Source organism: Sinorhizobium fredii NGR234, from assembly GCF_000018545.1.
GTDB classification, from domain to species: domain Bacteria; phylum Pseudomonadota; class Alphaproteobacteria; order Rhizobiales; family Rhizobiaceae; genus Sinorhizobium; species Sinorhizobium fredii_A.
The window spans coordinates 435,221-447,956 of the sequence record NC_012586.1 but is presented as its reverse complement, the minus strand read 5'-3'; the positions used below and the strand labels follow the sequence as shown (position 1 = coordinate 447,956).

Here is a 12,736-nt window from a genome sequence, read left to right as displayed (position 1 = left end):
AATCAATTGGCGTTTCGTTCAAGCGATCGATAACTCCTTTGTTGCGCTTGTGGCGGTTAAACGATGGTGGGTAACAAGAGATCGATACTCTTCTTGGCATCCCCGTAGAACATGCGCGCGTTGTCCTTGTAGAAGAGTGGATTCTCAATGCCGGAGTATCCGGTGCCCTGGCCGCGCTTGGACACGAACACCTGCTTGGCTTTCCAGACTTCGAGGACCGGCATGCCAGCGATCGGCGAGTTTGGGTCTTCCTGGGCGGCCGGATTGACGATGTCGTTGGAGCCGACGACGATCACGACGTCCGTGTTCGGGAAGTCCTCGTTGATCTCGTCCATCTCCAGCACGATGTCGTAGGGAACCTTGGCTTCTGCGAGCAGCACGTTCATGTGGCCGGGCAGGCGACCGGCGACGGGGTGGATGGCGAAGCGTACGGTCTTGCCGGAAGCACGCAGTTTGCGCGTGAGTTCGGAGACCGATTGCTGCGCCTGGGCCACCGCCATGCCATAACCCGGCACGATGATGATGCTGTCGGCATCGTTGAGGGCGGCGGCGACACCATCGGTATCGATCGCGATCTGCTCACCTGCAATTTGCATCTGCGGGCCACTCGTCGCGCCGAAGCCACCGAAGATGACGGAAACAAACGAACGGTTCATCGCCTTGCACATGATGTAGGAGAGGATCGCACCGGAAGAGCCGACCAGCGCGCCGGTGACGATCAGAAGATCGTTCCCAAGGGTAAAGCCGATCGCGGCGGCCGCCCAGCCGGAATAGGAGTTCAGCATCGAGACGACGACCGGCATGTCGGCGCCGCCGATGCCCATTATCAGGTGATAGCCGATGAAGAAGGCGAGAGCCGTCATGGCGACGAGCGCCCAGACGTCGGCACCATAGAAGTAGAGCACGAGCAAGGCCAGCGACAGTCCCACCGCCCCAGCGTTAAGGAAATGACCGCCCGGCAGCTTCTTCGCCTTGCCTTCGACCTTGCCGGCGAGCTTGCCGAAGGCGATCACGGAGCCGGTGAAGGTAACGGCGCCGATAAAGACGCCGAGGAAGACCTCGACCTTCATGATGGCCAGTTCGACCGGAGTTTTGTGGGCGAGGATGCCGGCAAAGCCGGAAAGGGCCGCGCGCGCCGCCTCGTCCATGCCGGCGACCTGACCCGCCTCGATATGGGCGTTGAAGCCGATGAATACGGCGGCAAGGCCGACGAAGGAATGGAGTGCGGCGACAAGCTGCGGCATCTCGGTCATCTGGACGCGGCGTGCGACATAAGTGCCGAGCACGGAGCCGCCGGCAATCATCAGGAGAATGATGAACCAGGTGCCGACGGACTTGTCGATCATGGGGCCGAAGACGGTGGCGACGACGGCAAGCGCCATGCCGGCAATGCCGTACCAGACGGCGCGCTTGGCGCTTTCCTGGCCGGACAGGCCGCCTAGCGACAGGATGAAGAGAACTGCCGCAGAGATATAGGCGGCCGAAACGATACCGATGGTCATGATTGTGGGCCCGAATTCAAGACTTCTGGAACATGGCGAGCATGCGACGTGTCACAAGGAACCCGCCGACAATGTTGATCGTGGCGACAAGCACCGAAAGGGCTGCGAGCGTGACCACGAGCCAATTGCCCGAGCCGATCTGAAGGAGCGCGCCGAGGATGACGATACCGGACACTGCGTTCGTCACCGCCATCAGCGGCGTGTGGAGGGAGTGGCTGACATTCCAGATGACCTGGAAGCCGACGAAGCAGGAAAGTACGAAGACCACGAAATGGCCCATAAAGCTGGCAGGCGCCACAGCGCCGACTACGAGCAGTAGAGCCGTCGCGACGAACAGCAGGATACCCTGGGTCTTCGTCTGCGCCTTGAAGGCGGCAACCTCGGCGGCTCGCTTTTCCTCTGGCGTCAGCTCCTTGACCTTTTCCCTTGGCTTCTGCGCGGCGATCGCCTGGATCTTCGGCGGTGGTGGCGGATAGGTGATCTCGCCATCCTTGGTGACCGTCGCACCGCGGATGACGTCGTCGTCCATGTTGTGGACAATCACGCCGTCCTTCGCAGGCGTCAGGTCGCTGACCATGTGGCGGACGTTCGTCGCATAGAGCGTCGAGGCCTGCGCGGCCATACGGCTCGGAAAATCCGTGTAACCAATGACGGTCACACCATTCGCCGACACGACTTTCTGGTCGGGAACCGTCAGGTCGCAATTGCCGCCGCGTTCGGCCGCAAGGTCGACCACGACAGAACCTGGCTTCATCGCCGCTACCATGTCGGCGAGCCAGAGCTTTGGCGCGGCCCTGCCAGGGATCAGCGCCGTGGTGATGACGATGTCGATCTCCGGCGCCATTTCCCGGAACTTTGCCAGCTGCTTCTCGCGGAACTCCGGCGAGGAGGGAGCGGCATAGCCGCCGGTGGCCGCGCCATCTTGCTGCTGGTCGGGGAAGTCCAGATAGACGAACTCGGCGCCCATGGACTCTATCTGTTCGGCAACCTCAGGGCGCACGTCAAAGGCATAGGTGACTGCACCGAGCGAGGTCGCCGTGCCGATTGCCGCAAGACCCGCGACGCCGGCGCCGATGATCAGCACCTTGGCCGGCGGTACCTTTCCCGCGGCCGTGACCTGACCGGTAAAGAACCGGCCGAAATTGCTGCCAGCCTCGATCACCGCGCGATAGCCGGCGATATTGGCCATGGAAGATAGGGCGTCCATCTTCTGGGCGCGCGAAATACGCGGCACCATGTCCATCGCTATGATGTTGGCGCCATTGGAACGCGCAAGCTCCAGCAATTCATTATTCTGTGCGGGGTAGAAGAACGAAATCAAAGTCTGGCCGGGCAGCAGGTGCGCAACCTCGGAAGGTTCCGGCGGCCGCACCTTGGCGATCACGTCACCGGCGGCATAGAGGGCACTCGGATCCTCCACAACCTTTACGCCAGCCGCGCGATAGGCGTCATCCGAATATCCGGCGAGTTTCCCGGCTCCAGTCTCGATGAGACATTCGTATCCCAACTTCTGCAGGTGCAAGGCGCTGTCCGGAGTCATGGCGACGCGCGCCTCGCCCCCAAACACCTCGCTCGGTGTGGCTATTTTCATCGGCTTGTCCCTGTTGATGTGATCAGTCGGCGGTCCAACCACCATCGACCATGAGTGCGGATCCCGTGATCATGGCGGCCGCCTCGGAGGCGAGAAACGTCACGGGACCCATGATGTCCTCCAGCTCGCCGATGCGGCCGAGCTTGATCTTCTCCTCGATCCAGCGGACGCGTTCGGGATTGGCAAAGGTCCGTTCGGCGAGCGGGGTCCGGATGAAAGTCGGACAAATGGTATTCACGCGAATGCCGTGCATGCCCCACTCGATCGCCATAGACTTCGTGAAGCCTTCGACGGCATGCTTGGTGGCACTGTAGACCGCGCGGTCGATGCCGCCGACATGCGCCATCTGCGAGGAGATATTGATGAGCGAGCCAGTGCGGCCGGTCGCGACCAGCTTCCGGGCGACGGCGCGCGTCACGAAATAAGCGCCGCGCACGTTGATCCCCATTACGGTGTCGAAGTCGGCAATTGTGGTCTCGAGCGCTGGTCCGTGGCAGGCAAGGCCCGCACTGTTGACCAGAATGTCGAAGGCCGCACCGCTTTCAATGGTTAGCTCGGTTGCTTCAACGTCCTCAACATCCAATGCCAGCGCAGTCGCACTGAGTTCCATATGCTGCAATGCTTCCACGGTCCGCTCGAGCTTGTCGATCGAGCGAGCGGCGAGAGTGACATTCGCGCCGGCCTCGGCCAGTGCAACGGCCGCCGCCTGACCAATCCCCGACGACGCACCGACGACAAGCGCTGTCTTGCCGTCGAGGCGGAACGATGGAGTGCGCGGCAGAGCGGACGAGGTCATTCCGCCTTACCCCTTTTCATAGTGCCTACTGCGGTGCGAAGCTGCTGAGGCGCAGGTGATGCGGGTATGGTTGTCATTCTGGCTGTCCTTGATGGCTCCGGCGGCTGAGCCGCCCGCTTCACCGACCTGGATCGACCGCTGATTGCTCGATGCCCGCGATGGCTATGTAAGGCGATGTCGGCGTGTCCGGGCCTGCGCGGTCGCCACGTCATGCGAGGTCATGGAGATTTACGTTGGAATAGATGTTGCCAAGGAAACCCATTGGGCCTGCGCTCTCGATGCGCGCGCGCAGGTTCTGCTCGACCGCGCGGTCGATAACGATCAGGCCGCGATCGAGCGCTTCGTCGCCGACCTGCGCGGCCTCGGCGGCGATGTCGTGGTAGGGCTGGACATCACCGGATCGCTGGCGCGCTTCCTGGAGGCCATCCTCCTGGCCGAGGGGTTGCGTCTCGTCCATGTGCCCGGCATCGCCGTCAACCGGGCCGGACAGGGCTTTCCCGGCGGAGAGAGCAAGTCCGACCCGCGCGATGCGCGCACCATCGCCGAGCTGGTCCGGACGCGTGATCTGCGCCCGATCCTGCCAGACGACGAGACCGCCATCGCACTGCGCCTCAAAGTCACGCGACGCCGCGAACTCAGCGACGACCAGACGCGCCGCATCTCCCGCATGCGCCAGCTCCTGGGCGCTATCCACCCCGGCCTCGAACGCCGGCTCGACCTGACGGCCAAGGGACCGCTCGTCCTTGTCACCCGCTACGTCACGCCGACCGAGATCCGCCGGGCCGGCCTCAAACGGCTCATGGCGCATCTCAAGCGAACACCTCACCTGCACGCCGTCGAGGCACTGGCCCAACGCGCCCTCGAAGCCGCCGAGGGCCAGAGCATCGCCGTTCCCGGCGAGGCCAGCTTCGCCGACATGATCCGCGAGCTCGCCGCTGAGGCCCTGCGGGCGCGCGAGGCGATCGCCCGCATCGACCGCGACTTGGAGGCCCTGCTCGAGCGCCACCCTGACGGCGCCCTCATCCGCTCGCTGCCGGGGATGGGGGCTGTGCTGTCGGCAGAACTCATCGCCAACATCGGCACCATCGAGCGATTCCACTCGGCCGACGCCCTGGCCAGCGCCGCAGGCCTGACCCCCGTCATCCGCCAATCCGGAAAATCCAGGAACTGGCGCCGCGCATTTGGCGGCGACAAGGCCCTCAAGCGGGTATTCTTCCAGAGTGCCTTCTGCGCCGTCTCTACCAGAGACCCGCTCTCCAAAGCCTTCTACGACCGAAAACGGCGAGAGGGAAAACATCACACCCAGGCCATCATCGCCTTGGCCCGCCGACGCGTCACCGTCCTGTGGACAATGCTCCGGACCAGGCAAACCTTCGATCCAACTCAAAAAGCCGCTTGACTTGCGCATTACTCAGCCGCCTGCCCGTAACCCACGTTGCGGCCCCCATAACGGCGGACGCGCACGTTGCACTGTTCGGCGTGGCCAACGAAGCCTTCGAGCATGCACAGCCGCGAACCGTAAGCGCCGATCAACGCCGCCGCCTCGTCCGTCAAGACCTTCTGGTAGCTGTGGGTCTTGAGATATTTCCCGACCCAGAGACCGCCGGTATAGCGTCCGGCCTTCTTGGTCGGCAGGGTGTGGTTGGTACCGATGACCTTGTCGCCATTGGCGACATTGGTGCGGGCGCCGAGAAAGAGCGCGCCGTAGCTGTGCATGTTCTGCAGGTACCAGTCGTCGCGATCGGTCATGACCTGCACATGCTCGGAAGCGATGTCATTGGCGACCTCCAGCATTTCCTTATGCGTATGGCAGACGATGATTTCGCCATAGTCTTCCCAGCTGCGTCTTGCCGTGTCGGCAGTAGGCAGGATCGAAAGAAGGCGGTCAATCTCGACCAAGGTGGCATCCGCCAGCTTCCGGCTGTTGGTCAGCAGCACGGCCGGCGAATTGTAGCCATGCTCGGCCTGGCCGAGCAGGTCCGTCGCGCAGATCTCGGCGTCGACCGTGTCGTCGGCGATCACCATGGTCTCCGTCGGGCCGGCAAAGAGGTCGATGCCTACTCGGCCATAGAGCTGACGCTTGGCCTCGGCGACGAAGGCATTGCCGGGACCAACGAGCATGTCGACCGGCTTGATCGTCTCCGTGCCGATCGCCATGGCGCCGATCGCCTGGATGCCGCCCATGACGTAGATTTCGTGGGCGCCGCCGAGCTTCATCGCGGCAATGACCGCCGGGTTCGGCTCGCCCTTGAACGGCGGCGTCGCGGCGATGATGCGCGGTACGCCGGCGACGGAGGCCGTTGCGACCGACATATGGGCTGAAGCGACCATCGGGAACTTGCCGCCGGGGATATAGCAGCCGACCGACTGGACCGGGATGTTGCGGTGGCCGAGGATGACGCCGGGAAGCGTTTCAACCTCGATGTTCCGCATGGAATCGCGCTGCGCCTGGGCGAAGGTGCGAACCTGCCTCTGGGCGAACCTGATGTCTTCCATGTCGCGCGCCGACACTTTGTTCATCAGCACCTCGATCTCGCCTTCGCTGAGGCGGAAAGACGGGGGCGAATATCTGTCGAACTTCTCTGAAAGCTCGCGCACCGCGGCGTCGCCACGGGTTTCGATGTCCTTGAGAATGCCTTCAACGGTCGTGCGGACCTTGGCGTCGTCTTCGGAGCGGGCCGCTTCAGGCTTTCCGCGCTTAAGATAGGTAATGGCCATGGATGTCTCCCTTTCGATGGCGAGGATATGGTGCTATGAGGTGATTGCAAGTTTTCATCGCTTGAGTGAAAAACTTTCAATGGAGTTGCGGATGAAGCCGACGGCAAAGCAGGTCGCCCACGCAGCGGGGGTTTCTGTGGCGGCAGTCTCGCGAGCCTTCTCGCCGGGCGCACCGATCGAGGCAGGGAAGAAAAAGCGCATTCTCGCCGCCGCCGAAGAGATCGGCTATGTCAGCCCCGCGCGACGGACGGCCAATGTGATTGCGGCCGGAACCATCACCTTGGTATCGGGAGATCTGCTGAACCCGTTTTATCCAACGGTCGTTGACACGCTGGCCCACAGTCTGCAGGAAAGCGGCCGGCAATTGATCGTCTACGCGCTTCCGGCACACGCCAATGTCGACCTGGCCACCGACCAGGTCCTGGCGTCGCGCCCGTCAGCCATTATCGTCACCTCAGCACAGCTGACCTCAAGGATGACGCGCGCCTGCCGACAACACCAGATAAAGGTGGTGCTTCTGAACCGGGTGCAGCGCGACATCCGCATCAACGCTGTTGCCTGCGACAATTACCAGGGCGGCCGCGATGCCGGCCGTATCCTGCTGGACCGCGGCCGCCGCAAAATCGGCTTTATCGGAGGGATTGCCAACACCTCGACACATGCGGAGCGCTTGCGCGGTTTTCGCGATGTGCTCGCGGAAGCCGGCCTGTCGATCCACGCGCAGACATCCGGCGAGTTCGACTACCAGCGCGGCTACCGTGCCGGCGAAACGCTGATGTCGGCGAACGACCCGCCGGATGCCATCTTCTGCTGCAACGATATCATGGCCCTCGCACTGATCGACGTGGCACGCCAACGTGGCATCCGGGTCCCCGAGGATGTTGCCGTCGTTGGGTTCGACGACATTCCGATGGCCTCCTGGAATGCGTACCGACTGACCACGATCCGCCAGCCTGTCGAGCGCATGGTGCAGGAAGCGCTCAGTCTCATCGTCGATCCGGCGATCAAACCGGGCGACGATGGCATTACCAGGATGTTCTCGGGTCTGTTAATTCGTCGTGACAGCGCTTGATTTGAGATCCTAAAACTTGTCGGCGCTCCTCCAGTTTTGCAAGTACCTCGCGGCTTTCATATGCGCCTAGCACGAGACTACGCATGCAAACAATATCTCTAATCGGGTCGATCAGGACCACACTCGCCAAACGTCATTCTTGACAGAATCAGCTAGACGCTCCTCAAAGCTGATGCATAGCGTTGCACATTATCCCATGATCTATTCGCGAGGTTTGGGTGAAACTCTTTTTAGCCCCAATCAGCTCCAAAGCCGTTGAATTCGTTTAAATCCTTGTTCCAGACGCCAGCTATCGGCCTTCCGCACCGCGTAGGTCAAAGTCACAAGCTTCATCTTTAGAGTAATTCCACTGTTGCATTGCTATGCATTTTATGAGAGAACAAATTGCTCCTTGGGAGAAGGAGCCTCACAGGAGGATTATCAATGAGGAAACTTACGATGGCGCTCGTATCGAGCGTGGCGGCTTTGGCGCTTGCAGCTTCAGCGCACGCGAATGATGTCGGCGACGTTTACTTGGGCGTCGGTAGCGCGTCCAGCGAATACTGGGCCGCCTACATCGAAGGGGCAAAGGCCGTAGCATCGTCGCTAGGCAAAGACGTGAACGTCATTCCGAGTGAATTCGATGGGCAGAAACTCCTGGAGCAATTCGGCGCAGTATTTGCCGCCGGCTGTGAGGATTGCGTCGTCACCGTCGACCCCGCATCCAACGCATTCACCAAAGCGATGATTGAGCGTGCTGACACTGCCGGTGCTAAATACGTAAACCTGTGGAACCGGCCCGACGAAATCCACCCCTGGGACACCGTGCCCAACACTTGGATCGCAAACATTTCATTCGATGGAGTGGACTCCGGTTACCAGAACGGTATGGCCCTCTGCAACGCGCTGGGAGGAAAGGGTAATATTGTCGCCCTGAACGGTATCCCCGACAACCCGCCAGCAAAGCAGCGCATTGCAGGGCTTCACAAGGCGCTGCAGGAGTGCCCGGGCTTGAAGCTGTTGGACACACAGGTAGGTAATTGGGATCAGACCCAAGGTCAGTCAATTACTAGAGCTTGGCTCGCGAAGTATGGCGATGAACTCAACGGCATTTTCTCCGCTAACGACGGCATGGCGCTGGGGGCAGTCGCTGCTCTTCGTGAGAAGGGTTTGGTTGGCAAGATCCTGGTTACAGGGTCCGACGGCTCAAGTGACGTGATAAAGCTCATTGAAAAGGGCGAGATGCTATCGACGATGCATATCGACGGTTATGTCCAAGGCGCCTATGCCGTCGCGCTCGCCGCCGCCGCCGTCAAAGGTGATATCAAGATGGACGAATTGAAGCAGGATCAGCGTGATTTCTTCCTGTCTCAGACGCTTGTCACAAAAGACAACGCGGCGTCCGTTCTAAACTCAAAGAAGGATGCGTCGCAGTTTTCTTACGACGCGCTCAAGGGGAACTTCTGGGCAGCCTCCGTTGGTCAGATTCCGGCTGGAGCCAACAAATAAAAGGTTCAGGCTGATGGCACAACTCCCAAGCACTGCCGCCAGCATCGCCCCTCGTTACGACGAGGGGCGACTATTTTCTGGCACCACGGAAAAGGCAATGAAAATCAACATAAAAGAACTCGGGCCAGCATTTACACTTGTCGTATTGGCTTTGGCTTTTTCAATTCTTTCGGCGCAGTTTTTCTCGATGTCCAATGTGCAAGCTATCCTGGAATCTGCGGCTATTCCTGTAGTGCTTGCCGTGGGGATCACGTTTATTATTGTTCAAGGCTCGATTGACCTTTCGATAGAAGGTGTGATGGCCGCGTCAAGCATGGCAGTCGCGCTTCTCATCGCCAATTCTATCACGACCTTCGACTATGGTTGGCTTGCTATCGCCGCTGGCCCTGTGTTTGGTCTGGCGTTCGGACTTTCTAACGGCCTTCTCTACACTTACCTCCGCTTGCCCTCGTTGATCGTGACCTTGGCAACTTGGTTCATCGGTCTTGGTGTCGCAACACTGCTCTTTCCAGGTAGGCAGCCAGAAATACTTGATGGTCGAATTACGATGTTGGCCATCTATAAGCCGTTCGGACTATCATTCCTGGTGTGTATCGCTTTTGTAGTGGCAACAATTGGTGTTGTACTTCAAAATTACTCTCAATTTGGCCGCATGTCTTTCGCTATTGGTATCGACGAGAAGACGACACGTCTCTCTGGCAACTCTGTGAGGCTGCATAAGATTTTGGCTTTCTCATTTATGGGCGTTCTCGCTGGTATGGGTGGTGCGATGATTTCCGCCCAGCTTGCAGTCGGCAACCCCAGTGCAGGTCAAGGGTTTCTGTTTCCGACCATTAGCGCCGCGGTGATCGGTGGTACGCTTTTGAGTGGGGGAAAAGGGGGGGTTCTTCACTCCGTCAACGGCGTTCTGATCCTCGAGGTGCTCCGCAATGGCATGGTTCAACTCGGCGTCGATCCATATCTGCGGCATGTGGTTGAAGGAATCATAATCATCGCCGCGCTGGTCGTTGGAAACTGGCAACTTCGCGCACGGACGAGGGTGGTTAAATGAGTGTCCTAGCTGCAAGACATGTTTCGAAAAGCTATCCTGGTGTTCGAGCGCTAGCTGACGTCTCGATGGAGTTGCGGGAAAATGAGATCCTCGGCCTGATCGGCCAGAACGGCTCTGGAAAGTCGACGCTACTGAAGATTTTCACTGGCGTCGAACAACCAACGGAAGGCTCGCTGCTGCTGAGGGGTCAGCAAACTATCATCCGCTCTCCTCTTGCAGCGGCCGCCCTCGGCATCGGCATGGTGCATCAGGAACAATCATTGATTACAAACCTGACGGTCGCCGAAAACATCTTCTTCGACAAGCACGCACTTGGCAAACGGTATGGTTTCTACAACTGGAGGAGCCTGAACAAGGCCGCTGAGCGCCAGCTTGCGAAGCTTGAATGCGAAATTCCACCGGACCTCAAAGTGGAAAAGCTCAGCTTCCCGGAACGACAGCTTGTGGAATTCGCAAAGGTCCTCGCTGTTGAAGAGTTAATTGACGACCAACTCGTCATCCTTTTCGACGAGCCGACGTCCCTTCTCAGCCCATCTGAAATTGAGGGGCTTTTTCGGCAGATCCGGCGGCTCAAAGAGCGCGCATCTATCGTATTTGTTTCGCATCGCATGGACGAAGTCCTTGAAATCTCCGACCGCGTTCACGTCATGAGCAATGGGGAAAACGTTGCCGAACGCACTCCGTCGGAAACAGATCACAAGGAACTCTATCACCTGATGGTCGGTTCGCGTCGATCCGAGGACTACTTTCTCGAGGAGCGCCGCCGCCCTACGAGCGCAGCGCCGCCGCGGCTCGAAACCCATAGACTATCGGCGCCCGGGGCTTTTAAGGATGTTTCCTTTGCCATCCGCCAAGGTGAGATACTGGCTCTAACAGGTGTTGCCGGGTCCGGCGCCGAAGAATTCTGCCGCGCTCTTTTCGGGCTCGAAGAGGGCGTCACGGGCAAAATCATCTTCAATGGCAAGGAACATCCTGTTGATGCGCGTCCCAGTGACTTAATCGCGGAGGGTATCGGCTATGTCGCTGCAGAACGAAAGCTTGAGGGAGTGGTTACCGGGCGAACCATTGTTGACAACATCGTACTGTCATTCGGAAGCAAACTTGGGAAGGGACTGTTTATCGACAGAGATCGTGAAATCAGCTCGGCGCTTCACTGGATCGCGCGCCTCAAGGTAAAAACTCCGAACGCGGCCGAATATGTCGAGAGGTTAAGCGGCGGGAACCAGCAGAAGGTGTCGCTGGCGAAATGGCTCCTGTCAGAAAACTTGCAGTTACTGATACTCGATCATCCAACCCGCGGACTTGATCCCGGTGCAAAGGCCGATTTGTTCGAAGCAATACGTGATCTCTCAGATCAGGGAATATCGATTCTATTTGTGTCGGAAACGCTGGAGGAAACCTTAGGAATGGCCGATACGATCGTCGTCATGCGTGATGGACAAGTCTCTGCCACGTTCTCCGATCTCTTCCATGCGAAACCGGCGCCTGAGGCTATAGTGGAGGCTATGGTATGAACTTTATTCAAATGGCGACTAGCTATAATTCAAGGGAACGCAAGTCAGAATTCAAGCGGATCTCCTCGCGTAGACTGCTGCGTATGCTTGTCGTGCCGCTTGTCACGCTATTGCTTATCTGCGCGGTCATCACCTTCTTTCAACCTCGTTTCCTATCTCTGCGGGCGCTTACAGCAGTCGCAACCGATGCCGCACCGCTATTGATGCTCGTGGTGGGCTCTGCAGTCGTCATCCTGATTGGCGGTATCGATTTGTCGGTGGCGACAATGGCGTCGTTCTCTGCCGTTCTCTTGGTGATCATCTCGCCGACGACAGGCGATCTGGGTATCGTCGTGGTGCTGAGTCTCGCGGCTTTTATCGGCTACTTACAGGGCGTCATTCATCATCGCGCACAAATACCGTCATTTGTGGTGAGTTTTGGCACGCTGGGGGTTCTCTATGGAACTGCCCATTATATAACCCAGGCGACTGCTGCACCCCTCGGCTCGTCTCTCATCATACCGTTCCTTGGAGCAAAGACAGCGGGCGTCCCCCACGGCCTGGTTGTCGCAGTGCTCTGTGCTGTTGGTCTCAGCCTAACGCTGCGTTTTACACGACTTGGTCGAGATTTATTCGCGGTTGGGAGCTCCGAACGAGCAGCATTGGTCGCCGGCGTCAAGGTCGGACCAGTCAAGGCAATTGCCTTCGCGCTGTCGTCGTTTTTTGCCGCGGGCGCAGGTTTGATGTTTCTCAGTCAGACCGGATACAGTTCACCTGCCATGGCCAATAACTATCTCCTGCCGGCAATTGTTGGGGTTGTGGTTGGTGGTAACGCGATTTCTGGCGGTGTTGGAGGCGTAGGCTGCGCACTCATAGGTGGATTGATCGCGGTGATGGTGCGCCTCGGAACCGTCATGCTAGGTCTCAATCCCGCCTTTCAGAATATTCTGTTCGGCATAATGGTGCTGGTATCGGTCGCGCTGACCATCGACCGTGAAAAAATCGGCATCATAAAGTGAAGTCGA

10 protein-coding genes are annotated in these 12,736 nt (G+C 59.1%); 6 read left to right on the top strand and 4 right to left on the bottom strand.

What is annotated here, in order from left to right; all coding sequences use genetic code 11:
* Positions 1–56: 56 nt before the first annotated feature.
* From NGR_RS02180 to NGR_RS02170, 3 genes are read right to left on the bottom strand one after another with little or no spacing between them, the layout of a single operon-like run.
* A complete protein-coding gene (locus tag NGR_RS02180; protein ID WP_012706507.1) occupies positions 57–1,502 on the bottom strand; it encodes an NAD(P)(+) transhydrogenase (Re/Si-specific) subunit beta in 1,446 nt (481 codons plus the stop codon).
* Between the two features lie 16 nt (positions 1,503–1,518).
* Positions 1,519–3,093: a Re/Si-specific NAD(P)(+) transhydrogenase subunit alpha gene (locus NGR_RS02175; RefSeq protein WP_012706506.1), complete on the bottom strand. Its 1,575-nt coding sequence runs from the start codon at positions 3,091–3,093 to the stop codon at positions 1,519–1,521.
* Between the two features lie 22 nt (positions 3,094–3,115).
* A complete protein-coding gene (locus NGR_RS02170; RefSeq protein WP_012706505.1) occupies positions 3,116–3,889 on the bottom strand; it encodes an SDR family NAD(P)-dependent oxidoreductase in 774 nt (257 codons plus the stop codon).
* Between the two features lie 220 nt (positions 3,890–4,109).
* Here NGR_RS02170 and NGR_RS02165 point away from each other — a divergent pair, with 220 nt between their 5' ends.
* Positions 4,110–5,288 carry an IS110 family transposase gene (locus NGR_RS02165; protein WP_012706504.1) on the top strand — a complete coding sequence of 393 codons (1,179 nt, stop codon included), beginning with the start codon at positions 4,110–4,112 and terminating at the stop codon, positions 5,286–5,288.
* Between the two features lie 8 nt (positions 5,289–5,296).
* On the opposite strand, the gene hisD is transcribed toward NGR_RS02165, so the two are convergent.
* Positions 5,297–6,607, bottom strand: a complete 1,311-nt coding sequence (gene hisD, locus NGR_RS02160; RefSeq protein WP_012706503.1) for a histidinol dehydrogenase — start codon at positions 6,605–6,607, stop codon at positions 5,297–5,299.
* On the opposite strand from hisD, the gene NGR_RS02155 reads away from it, so the two are divergent.
* The 5 genes from NGR_RS02155 (at position 6,606) to NGR_RS02135 (ending at position 12,730) form a co-directional block, all read left to right on the top strand.
* Entirely contained in the window at positions 6,606–7,679 is a 1,074-nt protein-coding gene (locus NGR_RS02155; protein ID WP_012706502.1) for a LacI family DNA-binding transcriptional regulator, read from the top strand. The genes hisD and NGR_RS02155 overlap by 2 nt on opposite strands.
* Before the next feature lie 423 nt (positions 7,680–8,102).
* Positions 8,103–9,167, top strand: a complete 1,065-nt coding sequence (locus NGR_RS02150; protein ID WP_012706501.1) for a sugar ABC transporter substrate-binding protein — start codon at positions 8,103–8,105, stop codon at positions 9,165–9,167.
* 13 nt (positions 9,168–9,180) lie between these two features.
* Positions 9,181–10,218 (top strand): ABC transporter permease, encoded by a 1,038-nt coding sequence (locus NGR_RS02145; RefSeq protein WP_012706500.1) that lies wholly within the window; start codon positions 9,181–9,183, stop codon positions 10,216–10,218.
* Positions 10,215–11,732, top strand: a complete 1,518-nt coding sequence (locus tag NGR_RS02140; protein ID WP_012706499.1) for a sugar ABC transporter ATP-binding protein — start codon at positions 10,215–10,217, stop codon at positions 11,730–11,732. Before NGR_RS02145 ends, NGR_RS02140 begins: the two co-directional genes overlap by 4 nt.
* A complete protein-coding gene (locus NGR_RS02135) occupies positions 11,729–12,730 on the top strand; it encodes an ABC transporter permease (RefSeq protein WP_012706498.1) in 1,002 nt (333 codons plus the stop codon). The genes NGR_RS02140 and NGR_RS02135 overlap by 4 nt, the downstream gene beginning before the upstream one ends.
* The last annotated feature ends 6 nt before the right edge of the window (positions 12,731–12,736 follow it).

What these genes read in the sequence shown, in the direction of transcription:
- hisD (WP_012706503.1), bottom strand. Translation starts at nt 6,607, where the DNA reads ATGGCCATTACCTATCTTAAGCGCGGAAAGCCTGAAGCGGCCCGCTCC.
- NGR_RS02145 (WP_012706500.1), top strand. Translation starts at nt 9,181, where the DNA reads ATGGCACAACTCCCAAGCACTGCCGCCAGCATCGCCCCTCGTTACGAC.
- NGR_RS02155 (WP_012706502.1), top strand. Translation starts at nt 6,606, where the DNA reads ATGGATGTCTCCCTTTCGATGGCGAGGATATGGTGCTATGAGGTGATT.
- NGR_RS02165 (WP_012706504.1), top strand. Translation starts at nt 4,110, where the DNA reads ATGGAGATTTACGTTGGAATAGATGTTGCCAAGGAAACCCATTGGGCC.
- NGR_RS02135 (WP_012706498.1), top strand. Translation starts at nt 11,729, where the DNA reads ATGAACTTTATTCAAATGGCGACTAGCTATAATTCAAGGGAACGCAAG.
- NGR_RS02170 (WP_012706505.1), bottom strand. Translation starts at nt 3,889, where the DNA reads ATGACCTCGTCCGCTCTGCCGCGCACTCCATCGTTCCGCCTCGACGGC.
- NGR_RS02180 (WP_012706507.1), bottom strand. Translation starts at nt 1,502, where the DNA reads ATGACCATCGGTATCGTTTCGGCCGCCTATATCTCTGCGGCAGTTCTC.
- NGR_RS02150 (WP_012706501.1), top strand. Translation starts at nt 8,103, where the DNA reads ATGAGGAAACTTACGATGGCGCTCGTATCGAGCGTGGCGGCTTTGGCG.
- NGR_RS02175 (WP_012706506.1), bottom strand. Translation starts at nt 3,093, where the DNA reads ATGAAAATAGCCACACCGAGCGAGGTGTTTGGGGGCGAGGCGCGCGTC.
- NGR_RS02140 (WP_012706499.1), top strand. Translation starts at nt 10,215, where the DNA reads ATGAGTGTCCTAGCTGCAAGACATGTTTCGAAAAGCTATCCTGGTGTT.